Annotated in this window: 17 protein-coding genes; 8 read left to right on the top strand and 9 right to left on the bottom strand. The window is 34.1% G+C overall.

The annotated features are described in order from the left end of the window. Positions 1-34: 34 nt before the first annotated feature. From murI to EF514_RS02035, 4 genes are read right to left on the bottom strand one after another with little or no spacing between them, the layout of a single operon-like run. Positions 35-859, bottom strand: a complete 825-nt coding sequence (gene murI, locus EF514_RS02050) for a glutamate racemase (protein ID WP_127723316.1) — start codon at positions 857-859, stop codon at positions 35-37. Between the two features lie 10 nt (positions 860-869). Further along, positions 870-1,442: an ATP-binding cassette domain-containing protein gene (locus tag EF514_RS02045; protein WP_127723314.1), complete on the bottom strand. Its 573-nt coding sequence runs from the start codon at positions 1,440-1,442 to the stop codon at positions 870-872. Then, complete coding sequence (locus EF514_RS02040; RefSeq protein ID WP_127723312.1) at positions 1,439-2,182, bottom strand: ABC transporter permease; 744 nt, start codon at positions 2,180-2,182, stop codon at positions 1,439-1,441. Before EF514_RS02040 ends, EF514_RS02045 begins: the two co-directional genes overlap by 4 nt. After that, the gene (locus tag EF514_RS02035; RefSeq protein ID WP_127723310.1) at positions 2,157-3,146 is read right to left on the bottom strand and encodes an ABC transporter substrate-binding protein; all 990 of its coding nucleotides are present in this window, start codon (positions 3,144-3,146) and stop codon (positions 2,157-2,159) included. The genes EF514_RS02040 and EF514_RS02035 overlap by 26 nt, the downstream gene beginning before the upstream one ends. Positions 3,147-3,424: 278 nt before the next feature. Here EF514_RS02035 and EF514_RS02030 point away from each other — a divergent pair, with 278 nt between their 5' ends. The 6 genes from EF514_RS02030 to EF514_RS02005 all read left to right on the top strand — a co-directional run bounded on the left by EF514_RS02030 (position 3,425) and on the right by EF514_RS02005 (position 9,564). Next, positions 3,425-4,933 (top strand): ABC transporter substrate-binding protein, encoded by a 1,509-nt coding sequence (locus tag EF514_RS02030; protein WP_127723308.1) that lies wholly within the window; start codon positions 3,425-3,427, stop codon positions 4,931-4,933. A gap of 13 nt (positions 4,934-4,946) precedes the next feature. Further along, on the top strand, positions 4,947-5,891 hold the full coding sequence (locus EF514_RS02025; protein WP_127723306.1) for an ABC transporter permease: 945 nt from the start codon (positions 4,947-4,949) through the stop codon (positions 5,889-5,891). After that, on the top strand, positions 5,891-6,703 hold the full coding sequence (locus tag EF514_RS02020) for an ABC transporter permease (protein WP_127723304.1): 813 nt from the start codon (positions 5,891-5,893) through the stop codon (positions 6,701-6,703). The genes EF514_RS02025 and EF514_RS02020 overlap by 1 nt, the downstream gene beginning before the upstream one ends. Further along, complete coding sequence (locus tag EF514_RS02015) at positions 6,700-7,665, top strand: ABC transporter ATP-binding protein (protein WP_127723302.1); 966 nt, start codon at positions 6,700-6,702, stop codon at positions 7,663-7,665. Before EF514_RS02020 ends, EF514_RS02015 begins: the two co-directional genes overlap by 4 nt. A 13-nt stretch (positions 7,666-7,678) precedes the next feature. Further along, a complete protein-coding gene (locus EF514_RS02010) occupies positions 7,679-8,458 on the top strand; it encodes an ABC transporter ATP-binding protein (protein WP_127723300.1) in 780 nt (259 codons plus the stop codon). A gap of 566 nt (positions 8,459-9,024) precedes the next feature. Further along, positions 9,025-9,564 (top strand): guanylate kinase, encoded by a 540-nt coding sequence (locus EF514_RS02005; RefSeq protein WP_127723298.1) that lies wholly within the window; start codon positions 9,025-9,027, stop codon positions 9,562-9,564. Between the two features lie 50 nt (positions 9,565-9,614). Here the strand turns inward: EF514_RS02005 and EF514_RS02000 are convergent, their stop codons facing one another. Next, complete coding sequence (locus EF514_RS02000) at positions 9,615-10,157, bottom strand: putative ABC transporter permease (RefSeq protein ID WP_127723296.1); 543 nt, start codon at positions 10,155-10,157, stop codon at positions 9,615-9,617. A 150-nt stretch (positions 10,158-10,307) separates the two neighbouring features. Here EF514_RS02000 and EF514_RS01995 point away from each other — a divergent pair, with 150 nt between their 5' ends. Both EF514_RS01995 and EF514_RS01990 read left to right on the top strand, forming a co-directional pair. Next, positions 10,308-10,589 (top strand): autorepressor SdpR family transcription factor, encoded by a 282-nt coding sequence (locus EF514_RS01995; RefSeq protein ID WP_127723294.1) that lies wholly within the window; start codon positions 10,308-10,310, stop codon positions 10,587-10,589. Continuing rightward, entirely contained in the window at positions 10,576-11,220 is a 645-nt protein-coding gene (locus EF514_RS01990; protein ID WP_127723292.1) for an SdpI family protein, read from the top strand. Before EF514_RS01995 ends, EF514_RS01990 begins: the two co-directional genes overlap by 14 nt. 63 nt (positions 11,221-11,283) lie before the next feature. On the opposite strand, the gene EF514_RS01985 is transcribed toward EF514_RS01990, so the two are convergent. Genes EF514_RS01985 through EF514_RS01970 form a run of 4 tightly spaced genes read right to left on the bottom strand, consistent with a single transcriptional unit; the run spans position 11,284 to position 15,265 of the window. Beyond that, the gene (locus EF514_RS01985) at positions 11,284-12,057 is read right to left on the bottom strand and encodes a prolyl oligopeptidase family serine peptidase (RefSeq protein WP_127723290.1); all 774 of its coding nucleotides are present in this window, start codon (positions 12,055-12,057) and stop codon (positions 11,284-11,286) included. Then, complete coding sequence (locus EF514_RS01980) at positions 12,057-12,725, bottom strand: uracil-DNA glycosylase (protein WP_127723288.1); 669 nt, start codon at positions 12,723-12,725, stop codon at positions 12,057-12,059. The genes EF514_RS01985 and EF514_RS01980 overlap by 1 nt, the downstream gene beginning before the upstream one ends. Before the next feature lie 9 nt (positions 12,726-12,734). After that, complete coding sequence (gene trkA / locus EF514_RS01975; protein WP_127723286.1) at positions 12,735-14,108, bottom strand: Trk system potassium transporter TrkA; 1,374 nt, start codon at positions 14,106-14,108, stop codon at positions 12,735-12,737. A gap of 8 nt (positions 14,109-14,116) precedes the next feature. Then, the gene (locus tag EF514_RS01970) at positions 14,117-15,265 is read right to left on the bottom strand and encodes a cation diffusion facilitator family transporter (RefSeq protein WP_127723284.1); all 1,149 of its coding nucleotides are present in this window, start codon (positions 15,263-15,265) and stop codon (positions 14,117-14,119) included. Between the last annotated feature and the right edge of the window lie 32 nt (positions 15,266-15,297).

The raw sequence follows: 15,297 nt of genomic DNA, 5'->3' as shown, positions 1-15,297 counted from the left end.
AAAATTTTAGCCCCGTACTTAAGCTCAATTCCTATTAAACAGTCACTTCCAGCTTTTCAATATTAATACTATCTCTAGGCTCCTTTAAAAAATCCACAATCATATTTTTAAAGTTCTCCCCATCTCCCGATACAAAGTATTTCACCTTACTCTCCCCTTCTGAATTTAAAATTCTAAACTCTTCAAGTATTCTAGAGAGTTGAACGGCTGTAGAATAAGCAGGATTTACTATTTTAGCATTCTTCCCCACTTCTTTCAGTATGTTTTCAATATTTTCTTCCACCAGTCCGAAGTGAGTACAACCTAAAATTAAAGTATCATAGTCAAAGTCATCGTAGATATCAATGTATTTTTTTGCTATACTAAAGCCCACCACACTTTCTCCGTAACCTTCTTCCACAGCTTTTACCAAATCGGGACAGCCTTGAGATATTAAATTTATCTTAGAATCTATCTTCGCTATAGTTTTTTCATAAATACCGCTTTTAACTGTTGCATTAGTATCAAGTAGTAACACATTTTTATTTTCAGTACTCATAATAGTTTCAAGAGCACCTGCACCTATTACTCCTATTATGGGAAAGTCAAATTTTTCTTTTAATTCATCTAGGCTGTAACTTGTAGAAGTACTACAAGCCAAAACAGCCGCCTTTACATTTTCAGCTTTTAATTTTTCAAAACATTCAATAGTATAATCTTTAATCTCGGAAGGTTCTCTATCTCCATAGGGCATCCTAAGCGTATCTCCTATGTATATGTAATTCTCCTTTGGAAGAAGTTCTCTTAGTTCCTTAAGTACACTTAAACCTCCCACTCCACTGTCAAATATACCGATTGGCCTGCTATCTGAAAAACTCATCACTATCCCCTCAATCCTTTAATCTTATTATCTTATTTGCACCTATTAACTTTAAATCTTCCTCATCGTGAGTAATATATATTAGAGGATTGTTTCCTCTATGCTCCATTAAAAATTCCACCATCTTATTTTTATTGACGGAATCCACCTCTCGAATTGCTTCATCCGTTATAAAAATATTACCCTCTTTTGCCGCTGCTCTAACTAATGATAATTTTCTTTTCATTCCCCCCGATAAAATAGATACCTTGGAATTAAGGTAATCTCCCAATCCGATTTCATTTAACAGTTTTAAAATCATCTCTTTGGAATCACATACAAATTTTACATTCTCATAGACTGTCTTTTCTTCAAAAAGTAAATTTTCCTGAAATACCACAGAAAAGCAAGGTTCTTCACTATATGTAACTTCTCCCTCGTCACTTTTTTCCAATCCAAGTAAAATATTTATTAAAGTGGTCTTGCCCTTGCCGGACTTGCCCAATATTCCAAGGACATCTCCATCTTTTAATTCAAAACTTAAATTTTCAAATAAAAGCTGACCATCAAAGGATTTTTTTAAATTTTTAACTGCTATATTCATTTTAAAATCCTCCTGATTATGTAAAGAACTCCTTTTTCAAGTATGTAACAACTTACCACCGCCATTATTGTATAGGCAAATAAATTAACAGTGTCCAAGTAAAGCTTACTGTTATAAATTAATGCTCCCAAACCAAATTCGGGAAAAGTTATAACTTCCGCCGCAAGTCCCGACTTCCACGCCATCCCAATACTAAGCTCCACTGCACTTAGTAGGTATCCCCTAACTGATGGAAGATAAATGTACTCCACTTTTTTCCACAATCCCACATTAAATACCTCTGCCATATTCAAATAGCTTTTATCCACTCTTGAAAGCCCCTCATAGAAATTTAAATACACAATGGGTACTACGATAATAAAGGAAATTAAAACAGGGATGCCTTGAGGACTTAAAAACAACCAAGCCAACATTATAAAGCTTACTACCGGCACCGATTTTAAAAATAAAATTAAAGGTGAAATCAACTCTTGGAAAACTTTAAACCTATAGGACAATCCACCCAAAAAAAGTGCCGCTATAAGTCCTAAAATAAAACCCCAAGACACCTTTAAAACCGTACTTAGCAGATTTTGATAAAAGTTTAAATCTCCCAAGTTTTCAAAAATTTTTGGCAGCACCTTAAAAGGAGATACAAAAAGTATCTCCTCTGTAAACAGGCTAACTACTTGCCATATTAAAATCCAAAATAGAACTGTTAAAAACTTCTTTACATTATCTTTTATAGTAAAAGTTTTCATCAGGTAGCTCTCCTCCCACCGAGGCTTTATCCGACTGAGATAAGACTTCCAAGTAAGTTGTTAGAGCTGCCTTTAACTCATCGCCCTCAACATATACTATATTACACTTGGGTATTGCTATTTTAGCCACTTCTTCCGGAACTATGTCATAATTGCCCACTAAAACAGCCGCTTCCTCAATATTCTCATTTACAAAGTCCACTGAAGCTTTATATTCTTCTAAAAACAAGTCGAAGTTTTCCTTGTTTTCTTCTAAAAATTCATTTCTAACTACTAATACTCCAGTTATTAAAGGCTCTCCGCTAAAGTCCTCCCAAAGGTCGTTTAAAGAAAAGTTTACTTTTAGTCCCTCTACTTTTGTCTCCGCAACAGTTAAGAAAGGTTGAGGCAACAGCGCCACCACTGAATCGTCTTTAATAAGTTCAGCCAAAACCTCTTCATGCTGAGACCTGTATTCAATCTTTAAATCCCTTTCCGGATCTATACCCTTTTTTAAAAGAATTTCCTTAAAGGCAAATTCCGGAGTTGAACCTTTTCCGCTCATTATTACAGTCTTTGACTTTAAATCCTCTAAAGTGTCAATATCCTCCTTGGAGGCAATGTAAAGCACTCCCAGAGTATTAAGATTGGATACCTTTAATAATTTCCCCTCTGTCTTATTATACAATATTGAGGCTAAATTTGCAGGTATGGCAGCTACGTCAAATTCTCCCTTTGACAATCCTGCAACTATTTCATCAGGTGAGGCTGCAATTTTATATTTATAGTTATTTCCCTGCTCCACACCCTTGTCAGAATCATTGAAAAGTTTTACAAGCCCCATAGCCGTCGGCCCCTTTAAGGCCCCAATGCTAATACTTGTAGGCTCCACACTTTTTTCCACAACTTCTTCTTTATTACCACAAGCTGTCAATAAAATTAACAGCATACTCATTAATAAAACACTAATTTTTTTTCTATTCATAATCTCCTCCAATAATAAATTATATACTATTAACTAATTATTTTTAACTGATAATTTTTGTAAACCCAATATATTTTTGTGCTTAAATTTAAAATTGTACTTCCTTTTATACTCTCAAATTTAAAATTGTTTTGCTTTATTAACCTAGTATAATATAGTTGTATGTTTTAAACTCAAAGTGTGAAAAATATTATTTACCTCTTCTCAGATATACTTTAAATTATTTTAATGGTATACTCTTATTACTTTGAGTTTCTATAATTATAAGGAGTTGTTTTATGAAAAAAAAGTTTGTATTATTTGCAATTGTTTTCACCCTATCCCTTAGTTTAATAGCATGTGGTAATGGTGAAGATAAAAGTACGACACAAGACGCAGAAGATACTTTAAAAGTAGCTATCTTTACTGAACTTGACAGCATGGATCCTTTTAAAATGACTGCAGGAGATACTGAAACCATTATGGACAACGTATTTGATGGACTTTTTGACAGCGATGTAGAGGGAAATTTAGTTCCGGACTTAGCTGAAAGTTACGACATAAGCGATGACGGCACAACCTATACCTTTAAATTAAAAGAAGGCGTAAAATTTCACAATGGAGAGGATTTTAACGCCGAGGATGTGGTATATACCTATAGTGAGTTGGCAGGATTAAGTTCCGGCGAACCTAAAAACTCAAAGTTTGAAATTATTAAGGACGTAAAAGCACTTTCCGACTATGAAGTGGAAGTTCAATTAAAAGAGAGAAAAAATGAATTTATTTACCTGACTTTAAAACCCATTGTTCAAAAGGACTACACTGAAAATGAACAGTTTCCCATAGGAACGGGACCTTTTAAATTCGTATCCAGAACTCCCGGAGAACAGCTGAAATTGGAAAGATTTGATGACTACCATAGAAAAGACCATGTGGCTAAGTTTAAAAACCTAAATATAATTAGAATTAAGGACAGACAGACTGTAATTATGGCAATGCAGTCAGGTGAAGTTGACATAGTTCCTAGAATTTCTCCCAACGAAGCTAATCAACTGGGAGATGTAACTTTAATTTCAGGACCGCAAAACCTTGTACAGGCCTTTGGATTAAATAATGATTTCGGTCCTTTAAAAGATCCCAAAGTTCGTGAGGCTTTAAATTATGCAGTAGATAGAGATGAAATTGTAAGTACAGTCGGCGAAAATAAAGCCACTAAAATATGCTCCAGTTTCAGTCCCGCTCTTCCAAAATACTACGAAGACCTGTCGGAATACTACACCTATGATGTTGAAAAAGCAAAGGCTCTTTTGGCTGAAGCCGGTTATGAAAACGGATTTGACTTAAATGTAACTGTTCCAAGCGACTATCAATACCATATGGATACGGCGGAATTACTTGAAAGTCAGCTTTCTAAAGTAAATGTAAGAGTTACTATTGAACCAATTGAGTTTTCCACATGGCTAAGTAAAGTTTATAATGACAGGGATTTTGAAGCTACAATAGTGGGCTTTATAGGATACCTAGATCCAAATCAAATTCTAGTAAGATATGTAAGCGATTATAGTTCCAATTACATTAACTTTAACAATCCAAAATATGATGAGGCAATTGAAAAAGCCTCAACTGCAATTAGTGAAGAAGAGCAAATTGCACACTATAAGGAAGCACAAAAAATTTTAGTAGAGGACAACGCAAGTGTATTTATTCAGGACCCTGATTCAATAACAGCTTTAAGACCCGGTATAGAAGGTCTTGAAATGTATCCGATACAGAAGATGAATTTAGAAGACGTATATTTAGAAAAATAAGATTGAGTAGGTTATGAGATTTTTAATTAGAAAATTTATTTCCATAATACTTACACTTTTCCTTGTAAGTATTATGATATTTTTAATATTTCAAGTTCTGCCGGGCAATCCGGCAGAAATCATGTTGGGAACAGAAGCTGACAAATATCAGATACAGCTTTTGGAAAAGGAACTTGGCGTAGATAAACCCATGATTGAAAGGTACGGCTCTTGGCTGGTAAACTTACTTCATGGCGATATGGGAAAGAGTATTAAGTACCAAGTCCCTGTAGCGGATTTATTTGCTTCCAGATTTCCCGTAACATTGTTTTTAACTCTATATTCTCTGGCTATTACCCTGATTTTGGGAATACCTCTTGGAATATGGGTGGCATCTAGGGATAGCAAATGGTATGGACGAGTTGTGGGAACTATTACCCAACTGGGAATCTCCATTCCATCTTTTTGGATATCCTTTTTATTAATGTTGGTATTTTCCCTGAAATTAAAATGGTTTCCCACTTTCGGTTACAATGTAATGGATGGAAATTTCTTTAGTAGACTATATTCTTTCTTTCTACCTGCTTTTTCCATATCCATTTCAAATATAGCCGTAGTTGTAAGGTATTTAAGAACTTCAATTTTAGAACAGATGAGAATGGACTATGTGAGAACTGCCTTGGTTAAAGGGCAAAAGCAAAGCACCATACTCTATAGACACGTTTTAAGAAATGCGCTTATACCTGTTCTAACCATTTTAGGCATTATATTTACCTCCAGTATTGGCGGAAGTATAATAATTGAAAATGTATTTGCACTTCCGGGACTTGGAAGTTTAATAGTACAATCAGTATCAAGTAGGGACTTCGTACTTATACAGTCAGTGGTTTTAATTATAGCCACAATGGTTATATTTATAAATTTTGCCATAGACATACTGTACCAAGTAATTGACCCTAGAATTAGGAGTGGCGATTGATGGAAGTAAGAAAAAGATCTATGAAAATAGGAATAGGGATAATAATATTCTTTTTAATTATGTTTTTAATAAGTCTTTTCTATACTCCCTATGACCCAAATGAAATAAACTCTTCCATTAAGTTTATGCCTCCTTCCTCAAAACATATTTTTGGAACGGATAACTTCGGAAGAGATATATTTTCCAGAATAATGGAAGGAAGTAAGACCACCTTTATAGTATCCTTTGGAGCGGTTTTTCTATCTCTGTTCTTTGGACTTTTAATTGGTGGTATTAGCGGATATATGGGCAGATATGTAGATGAAGTGCTAATGCGTTTTATAGATGCACTAATGTCCATCCCCGGAATTTTATTTGCAATTATGCTCGTTTCAATATCAGGCCCCGGAGTCAAAAATACTATAATAGCTCTTGGAGTAATGGGTATTCCCTACTTCTCCAGAGTATCCAGAAGCGGATTTTTGCAGATAAAAAAAATGGACTATGTAAAAGCCTCAAATGCCAAGGGTGCAAAGGGACTTCACATTGCTCTGTTTCACATTATTCCAAATATACTTGAACAACTGATAGTGGCAGTTACACTTTCACTATCAACGACTATTATCAGCGAAGCCGGACTCAGTTATTTAGGCCTTGGAGTTCAGCCCCCTAACCCCAGTTGGGGTAGGATGCTAAAGGAATCCCAAGCCTATTTTTACAAAGCTCCCTGGTACTTTATATTTACAGGCCTTACTTTGACCTTAATGGTCTTTGGCTTTACGCTGCTAGCTGACGGATTAAGAGATAGGAGAATAAAAAGAGCTGGAAAATGAAAAATTTATTAAAAGTTGAAAATTTAAGTGTGGCCTTTCCCTTTGATACAGGTGACAAAAAGGCCGTAATAGATATGAACTTTGAGCTACATGAACATGATTTTGTAGGTCTGGTTGGAGAGTCAGGCTGCGGGAAAAGTGTGGCGGCTCAAACTATTATGGGACTTCAACATCCCAAAGCCATTATAAAAAGCGGCTCCATTGAATTAATGGAAGAAGAAATCATCCACTCCTCCCCTGAAAAATGGCAGCAGCTGAGAGGAAGAAAAATCTCAATGATATTTCAAGAACCTATGAATTCGCTAAATCCCCTGATGAAGGTGGGAAGACAGATAGAAGAAGTGTTGGAAATCCACTTTGATTTTTCCAAGGAAAGGCGTAAAGAAATAGTAGTAGATACAATGAAAAAAGTAGGGCTTAGAAATACTGAGGAGATTTATGAATGGTATCCCCACGAACTTTCAGGAGGAATGCAACAGAGAATTATGATAGCTATGGCTTTAGTGGCGAATCCAAGAGTTTTAATTGCCGACGAACCCACCACTGCCATTGACGCCACTATCCAAACTCAAATTTTAAAACTCTTTAAGGACATTGAGGACTTATATAGAGGAGCTGTCTTATTTATATCCCATGACTTAAAACTTGTAAGTAAGATATGTAAACGGATTATGGTAATGTATGCGGGAAGGATAATCGAAGAGGGCGACATTAATGCAATTATAAATACACCTAAACATCCCTATACAAAGGGACTGCTCAAGGCAATTCCCGACTACAAAAAAAGGGGCCAACCCCTTTACAACATACCGGGACAGGTTACTCCCCTTAAAGATAGGATTGAAATAGGTTGTCCCTTTTATAAAAGATGCGAGTCCCGTATGAAAATTTGCAGGGAAGTTTTTCCCAAAACATCGGATTTTGGAAATCAAAAAGTCTGTTGTCATCTATATGACAACTAATAAGAGGAAGACTATGGAAGAAATTATTAGATTGGAAAATGTTTCAAAAAAATATAAGGGTAAAAGTAAAAGTATTTTTGAAAAGCCCAAGGAATTTATTGCAGTAAATGACGTTTCCTTCAGTATTAATAAGGGGGAGATTTTCGGACTTGTAGGTGAAAGCGGAAGTGGAAAAACCACTCTCGGTCATTTAATTATAGGACTTAAGTCCATGTCCCAAGGTAAGATTTACTTTAAGGGCAGAGATATCTCCACCTTTACCAGAGAAGAAGAAAAAAAATGGCGCAAACAAGTTCAAATAATATTTCAAAATCCCTATTCCGCTCTAGATCCTAAACGTAAAATCGGATGGTCCATAGAGGAAATTTTAATGATTCATAAAATAGGAGATAAGGCAAGTAGAAGGAAAATGGCCGAGGAAATCCTATATGAAGTTGAAATTGACCCCTCCTTAATGGATCAATATCCAGAAGACCTTTCCGGAGGTCAAAGACAGAGAGTTTCCATAGCCTCCGCCCTAATAGTGAACCCTGAATTTGTAATTATCGATGAGGGAGTAAGCGCTTTGGACGTATCCGTTCAATCTGCAATCCTAAACTTAATTCGCAAACTGCAGGAGAAAAGACAGTTCACCTGTCTCTTTATATCCCATGACCTAAATGTAATAGAATATTTATGCGACAGAGTGGGCGTTATGTACAAGGGCGAAATGGTGGAAATATTCAATGCCGGAGAATTTTTTGAAAGTGAACACCATGAATACACTCAAAAATTATTTAGTACATTGTTATAGGAAGGTTGAGCCTTCCTTTTTTAATAAAATATTTTACTATAATCTGTATGTCCTAGTACAATTACTTCCTCGAAATTAACTATTACAACACTTAGAAACATTCCAACACCTAAAATTCTTAAGTTTCATATTGCCACTATGCTCCGCCAAATAATATTGTTTTCTTCAAGCTGATAGTGGTATAATAATACTTCATTAAAGAAAACAAACGTATTTTAACTTTACCTACCTAAAGACAACTTAATATTAGACAAAACATAAATAAAAATATTTTTAGAAGATGCTTTTTTTAAAGTGAATAGTATATGGAATTTTCATTGAATGTGATGCTGAGGACTGGACATAGGCAATAAAGAAATTGTTAAGTGTACAGTATGTAAAAAATGTAAACCTATAATAAGAAATTAGTTTAACAAATCGAAATAGCTTGAATTAAAAACATTAGAATATTTTAAAATTCTGTGTATTTATTCCCTATAAAATTTCATAATTAGAATATTATTCCCACTAAAATTAATTATTAACTGCAATATAATTTATTTACACAATTAGTAAATGGAGGACCTATGATTTATTTAATAGTTGGAGCTTCCGGTACAGGAAAAACCACTCAAGCAAACTTACTTAGAAAAAAAGATAATTTTTTTAAAATTATTACATATACTACTAGAAAGAAAAGAGAGGGCGAAGTAAATGGTTTGGACTACCACTTTCTAAGTGTTCCTGAATTTTTAAAACTTAAAAAGCAGGATTTCTTTTTAGAAACTACTCACTATTCCAATAATTACTACGGAACGCCTAAGGCAGAATTTAAAAAGTACATAGATTCCGAAAATAACGCAGTTGTTGTTGTAGATTTAAATGGGGTGAAAAAAATAAAGTCGGAATTTAAAAATGCCATATGTATCTATCTAAAGTCCAATGTGGATACTATGGTTGAGAGGATGAAAGAGCGAGGCGATAGCTCCGAAAAAATAGAGGAGAGAATTAAGGCCGCTCAAGATTTTTCATCCTATGCCGATTTTATAATAGATGCTTCTAAATCCGTTGAGGACATCTCAAAGGAAATAGATGACATTGTAAATAAAACTCAAAAGAAAAAATAAAAAACTATACTTATTAAATTACAAAAAGTAGACATTTAAATGCCTACTTTTTATTTTAAAAAATAAATTGCCACATCTAATAGAAAAAGGGCAAATAAAACTATAAAGAGAATATTTATAACTTTAGGATTTAATTTTGAAATCCACTTTTCAAAAAGAGGTTGTAAACCATACATTATTACCATTCCACCCAGCCCAAATCTAATGCTGGGATTTAAAGCCACTCTCCCCTGAAAATTCAGAAAGTAATCTTCATAATTCCAAAGCCAATCGCCCTTTGTATATTCCATTACATAACTACCCGCTAACTCCAGTAAAGTAGTTATAAATACTATTCCCAAAAAAACTAGAAAAGGACTTAAATTTATTCTTCCAATTGTAATTTTTCTACTCTTTAAATTTGAAAGCAAAATTAGAAAAATCATGGCTCCCGTACCATATATGGGTAGGTAGGGACCGAAAAGGACACCTCTATTTGAAAATCCCCAACGATATACCACCACTTCTAAAAACACTTCATAAATCCATCCTATGACACAATAGAATAGAAAATTTAAAAAGACTTCTTTAAAGTATATATTTTTAAATTTCATAGTAACTCCTTATTTAATCCATTTTATAATATAGCTCCTCAAACTTTCAAGTCATAACTAATTAGATAAATTTCAAAATAGAATTGACTACAAGAATGAAGTCATATATAATCTATTTAGATGTTTATCTAAACAGATTTGGAGGTAATTATGGGATTTGCAGAAACTTTTAAAGCATTGTCTGACCCTGTAAGAAGAGAAATACTGACTTTACTTAAAGACGGAAGACTGACAGCAGGAGAAATTGTGGAAAACTTTAATATTACAGCCCCCACTATCTCCTACCATTTAAACATTTTAAAAAAAGCCGATTTGCTAAGAGAAACTAAGTATAAAAACTTTATTTACTATGAATTAAATACCTCTGTAGTAGAGGAAATTATGCTATGGCTTTCAGATTTAAAAGGAGATGATGAAGATGAAAAAATATAAAAAGACAGTACTCCTCACAACTTTCCTTTGCCTCATACCTCTGTTTATAGGATTGTTACTTTGGAATAAACTTCCCGACACCATTGCCACACATTTTGATATAAATAACAATCCTGACGGCTGGAGCAGCAAAGCTTTTACCATACTTGGACTGCCTTTATTTTTAACCACCATTCACCTGTTCACCCTGTTTTTTACATTACAGGACCCAAAGCGAAAAAACATAAGTGATAAGATGTTAAAAATTATATTTTGGGCAATTCCTCTTACTTCCATAATAGTAATGATTTCAACCTATGCCGTTGCCCTTGGATATAGCTCAGATTTTGTTGGTATTTCAGTTAATTTAATAGTTGGATTTATATTTATTGCAATAGGAAACTATATGCCTAAGACAAAACAAAATTACACAGTGGGAATTAAAATCCCCTGGACTTTAAACAGTGAAGAAAACTGGAATAAAACCCATAGATTTGCATCAAAACTTTGGATAGCAGGAGGATTTCTTTTTATAATCACAGGTTTCTTTTTAACAGAAACTCCTCTTGCCCATCTCCCTTTATTTTTTACCTTACTCTTAGTATCTCTACCTATGATATACTCCTTTGCCCTATATAAAAAAGGAATTTAAAAAAGGCCTATAAACGAACCCTTAATCCCTATGTGAGTTTAAGGGTTCGTTTATAGGACGCTCTTAAAACTTTGCTACTTCCTTTAAAAATATTATTGAACTTTCCAACATTTGTGTAGTAAGTTGGTGGTAAGTACGGTCAAACTTTTCAAATTTAATAAGCTCTTTATCCCCATACTTCTCCACTGCTTTTTCATAAAATTCCTCTTGAGATATTGGCGGCATTACGTCGTCTTCTGCACCGTTAAAAAGTCCCAGCGCTCTGTCCTTTAAATCTTCTAAATGGATTTGAGGATTCATTTGAATCATAAATTCATTTATTCTCATTCTTTCATAGCTTATTTCATCTTCCCCTTCCATAAGCGCATCAACTATGTGTTCCCAATTCATAGTTCCGTTAAAAAGCACTGCCGTCTTTAAAGAAGTCTTAAAAGTGAAAAGACCTCCTGCAGTAATCGCCCCCATGGAATGACCTGAAACTGCTACATTTTCCTCATCTACATTTAAATTTTCAACACTGTATTTATAGATACTTGGAAATTCTTCAATATTATGCATTATCACCTGCATCATATGAGCTCTTGTAACTTCTTCCAAGTCATAGTCCAGCTCTCCTCTTTCACCGTGAAATCTTGCCTCCGGTAAAATCACCTGGTAACCATAACTTGCCAATATATTAGCTCTGAAAATCTGGCTTAGTGCATTGCTGCTCCAACCGTGGTAGAAAAATATGGTCTTGTGTTTCTCCACATTTAGTTTTGGAGTAACTACATACATAGGTACTTCTCCAGCATATTCTTTTTTAATTTCCACAAAATCTGATTTTAAATACTCCATTATACCCTCCAATTCGGCGGTTCTATATTGTTACTTTCCAAAAATGTATTTGCCTTTGAAAAAGGTCTTGAACCGAAAAAACCTCTGTTGGCAGATAGGGGACTTGGATGTGCCCCTGTAATAACCAAGTGTTTCTCATTTTTAATTAACTTCATTTTAGACTTTGCATGGTTCCCCCAAAGAATAAATACTACAGGCCTACTTCCACTGTCTATTACTTCAATTACCCTGTCTGTAAAAAGCTCCCATCCGATTTTAGAATGACTCATAGGCGAATGAGCTCTTACAGTAAGAGTTGTATTTAAAAGCATAATTCCCTGTTTAGACCAGTTAATCAAGTATCCCGTACTTGGAATTTCAAGTCCTAAGTCCTCTTTTAATTCCTTGTATATATTTACAAGAGAAGGGGGAATTTTCACTCCCTCTTTTACTGAAAAAGCAAGACCGTGTGCCTGTCCAAAATTGTGGTAGGGATCCTGCCCTAAAATTACCACCTTTAAATTACTATAGGGAGTATAGTTAAAGGCATTAAAAATATCTTCCGCCTTTGGAAATACCTCATAGTTCTTATACTCCTCTATTAGAAGTTCCCTTAAATTTAAATAGTAGGGCTTTTCAAATTCATCTTTTAAAAGCTCCTGCCAATCATTTTTTAAAATTTCTTTCATAGTATCCTCTTAATTAAAAAATCTATCTAAAAATCCCTTGCTTATATTTGGAGCAATGAATCTTTCCAATTGCTTTCGGTTTTCACTTTTATAAAATATTATAAGAGTATCACCTTTTTCAATTCTGCTGTTCCCCCTTGGAACTATGGCAGCATTGTCCTCTCTCATAATACCTCCTATTAATATTCCCTTTGGAAGTGAAATCTCTTCAATCGTCTTTCCTATTAACTCGCTTTTATCATCCAGCTTAATTTCCGATATCTCCGCTTCTCCATTAAAGGCAAGCTGTATTGATACCGTTCTATCAGACCTAAGTCTCTTTATAATTCGATTTGAAGTAACTGTTAACGGATTTAAAACCGCTGTTAAATTTAAACTGTCTACTATTTTAGCATAGTTCATAGTTGTAAGTTTTATAATAACTTGAGCTATCCCGCTTTCTCTAGCCATCATTCCCAAAACTATATTTAATTCATCATTTTCCGTCAACGCCAAAAATATATTAACATTTTCTATTTCAGGTTTATCAAAAAAGTCCAGACCTTTAAATTCCCTTTTAATAACAAATATATCAGGATACTTATTTCTAAGGTCCTCCACTTTTTCCGCATTTTTCTCCACAATGGTAATATCGTAGTCGTCAATCATCTCCACTAACTTTTTAGAAGTACCTCCGCCGCCTACTATTAAAATATTTTCTCTTTCATCTTTAACCTCAAATCGAAAGTACTTCATTTTAAAACTCATTACGTCCTTTGACAGACCCATTAAATAAAGAAAGTCATTTCGTTTAATTTCCGTATCTCCATTGGGAATTATCAGTTCACTTCCCCTTTGAATGGCAACTACCAGTAAAGTGGTAAGACTTCCTATATCCTTTAATTTTTGACCTTCAAATTCTTTATCATTGTCCACATAATGTCCAGCAACTTCAATTTTACCCTTGCCAAAACTGTCTGATTGATAAACTAATTTATCCTTTATTATTATTTCAATGGACTTTGCAATTTCCAAATCAGGATTTACTATGTAGTCTATTCCCAAAGAATCCCTTAAGTAAAATAGTTCATCAATGGAGTCCGCCTGTCTTATAAGAGAAATTGTATACTTTGCACCTAAATTTTTAGACATTGTGCAAATTAAAATATTTATCTTATCCGAGTCTGTAAGAGCTACTACAAAGTCAAAATTTCCAATATCCAAACTCTTTAAAAGTTTTCTGTCCAAACCATTTCCAAGTACAGTCTTGATTTTTATATTGGAATCTATTTCCGACAAAAATTTTTCATCACTGTCTACTACTGTAATGCTATAATCTTCCATGGACATGGACCTGATTATCTCCTGTCCCATTTCTCCTGCACCTATAATTAAAACTTCCATAAATTACCTCAAAAATATCTATCTATTATTATATTATACTCATAATCAAATTCTTTTTTTAATTCCTTTTTAATTAATTTTAAAATCTCATCTTCCTCTTCTTCCGTCTTAACTATGTTACCGTTGACTACTACTTCAACTTTAATTATCTTATCCTCACAGTTTAAATCATGAAAGGACTTAATCTCTTTATTTTCTCTAATAACCTTATTTAAAATCCCTACTATTTTTCTTTCATCATCGGAATAAATTCCCACGGGGTCTATATGAATACTTGCAATACAGTTTAATTTTTCTTCTATTTCAATTTCAATATTGTCAACTAGGGAATGGGCCTCAACTAAAGTCATATTGTAAGCTATTTGAACGTGTAAACTTACATAGGTGTTTTGGGGACCGAATCTGGCAACTATAATATCATGTACTCCAAAAATCCTATCGTCACTTAAGGCAATTTCTTCAATTTTTTTTAAGAAACCTTCTTCAGGCGCTTCTCCTATTAAGGCGCTTAAAGTCTCACTTATAAGTTCATATCCCGAATAAATTATAAACAAACTTACAACTATACCCACATACCCATCTATTAACAGTCCGGTCATTTTATTTACCACTATTGACAGAACTACAACTCCCGTTACAAATACATCTGAGAGGGAATCCTTAGATTGAGCCTTTATTGGCCTTGAATTTATCTTTTCCGAAATTTCACTATAGAAATGTGCCATATATAATTTTACTCCTATAGAAAGTACCATTAGTACTATGGAATAAATACTAAATTCCACTTCTACAGGATATATTATCCTATTATAGGAAGTCCGTATAAATTCAATTCCCGCAACAAGTACAAATACAGAAACCACCAAAGCTGAAATATATTCAATTCTGCCGTGGCCATAGGGATGTTCCTTATCTGCAGGCATTGACGACAGCTTTGCCCCTACTAAAGTAACTATGGAAGATATGCTATCTGTTGCGTTGTTAATGGCATCTGCAAGTATTGATACTGAACCTGAAAAGATAAAAAGTAAAATTTTTACAGCCGCCAAAAATACATTGGCCACAATTCCAAAGACAGCCGTTATTATTGATATTTCTAAGCGATCTGTACTTCGCTTCCCATAATTGCCAAGTTTTAACACTTTCTCTACTAACATTAAAAAACCTCTTTTACCGTTTCCTGTAATTA

Origin of the sequence: Anaerosphaera multitolerans (genome assembly GCF_004006535.1) — a bacterium.
GTDB lineage: Bacteria > Bacillota > Clostridia > Tissierellales > Peptoniphilaceae > Anaerosphaera > Anaerosphaera multitolerans.
Note: the sequence above shows the minus strand (reverse complement) of the source record. Positions and strands in the feature narration are given on the sequence as shown.

What these genes read in the sequence shown, in the direction of transcription:
- EF514_RS02000 (WP_127723296.1), bottom strand. Translation starts at nt 10,157, where the DNA reads ATGAAATTTAAAAATATATACTTTAAAGAAGTCTTTTTAAATTTTCTA.
- EF514_RS02015 (WP_127723302.1), top strand. Translation starts at nt 6,700, where the DNA reads ATGAAAAATTTATTAAAAGTTGAAAATTTAAGTGTGGCCTTTCCCTTT.
- EF514_RS01980 (WP_127723288.1), bottom strand. Translation starts at nt 12,725, where the DNA reads ATGAAAGAAATTTTAAAAAATGATTGGCAGGAGCTTTTAAAAGATGAA.
- EF514_RS02045 (WP_127723314.1), bottom strand. Translation starts at nt 1,442, where the DNA reads ATGAATATAGCAGTTAAAAATTTAAAAAAATCCTTTGATGGTCAGCTT.
- trkA (WP_127723286.1), bottom strand. Translation starts at nt 14,108, where the DNA reads ATGGAAGTTTTAATTATAGGTGCAGGAGAAATGGGACAGGAGATAATC.
- murI (WP_127723316.1), bottom strand. Translation starts at nt 859, where the DNA reads ATGAGTTTTTCAGATAGCAGGCCAATCGGTATATTTGACAGTGGAGTG.
- EF514_RS02020 (WP_127723304.1), top strand. Translation starts at nt 5,891, where the DNA reads ATGGAAGTAAGAAAAAGATCTATGAAAATAGGAATAGGGATAATAATA.
- EF514_RS02040 (WP_127723312.1), bottom strand. Translation starts at nt 2,182, where the DNA reads ATGAAAACTTTTACTATAAAAGATAATGTAAAGAAGTTTTTAACAGTT.
- EF514_RS01995 (WP_127723294.1), top strand. Translation starts at nt 10,308, where the DNA reads ATGGGATTTGCAGAAACTTTTAAAGCATTGTCTGACCCTGTAAGAAGA.
- EF514_RS02010 (WP_127723300.1), top strand. Translation starts at nt 7,679, where the DNA reads ATGGAAGAAATTATTAGATTGGAAAATGTTTCAAAAAAATATAAGGGT.
- EF514_RS02030 (WP_127723308.1), top strand. Translation starts at nt 3,425, where the DNA reads ATGAAAAAAAAGTTTGTATTATTTGCAATTGTTTTCACCCTATCCCTT.
- EF514_RS02025 (WP_127723306.1), top strand. Translation starts at nt 4,947, where the DNA reads ATGAGATTTTTAATTAGAAAATTTATTTCCATAATACTTACACTTTTC.
- EF514_RS01985 (WP_127723290.1), bottom strand. Translation starts at nt 12,057, where the DNA reads ATGGAGTATTTAAAATCAGATTTTGTGGAAATTAAAAAAGAATATGCT.
- EF514_RS02035 (WP_127723310.1), bottom strand. Translation starts at nt 3,146, where the DNA reads ATGAATAGAAAAAAAATTAGTGTTTTATTAATGAGTATGCTGTTAATT.
- EF514_RS01990 (WP_127723292.1), top strand. Translation starts at nt 10,576, where the DNA reads ATGAAAAAATATAAAAAGACAGTACTCCTCACAACTTTCCTTTGCCTC.
- EF514_RS01970 (WP_127723284.1), bottom strand. Translation starts at nt 15,265, where the DNA reads ATGTTAGTAGAGAAAGTGTTAAAACTTGGCAATTATGGGAAGCGAAGT.
- EF514_RS02005 (WP_127723298.1), top strand. Translation starts at nt 9,025, where the DNA reads ATGATTTATTTAATAGTTGGAGCTTCCGGTACAGGAAAAACCACTCAA.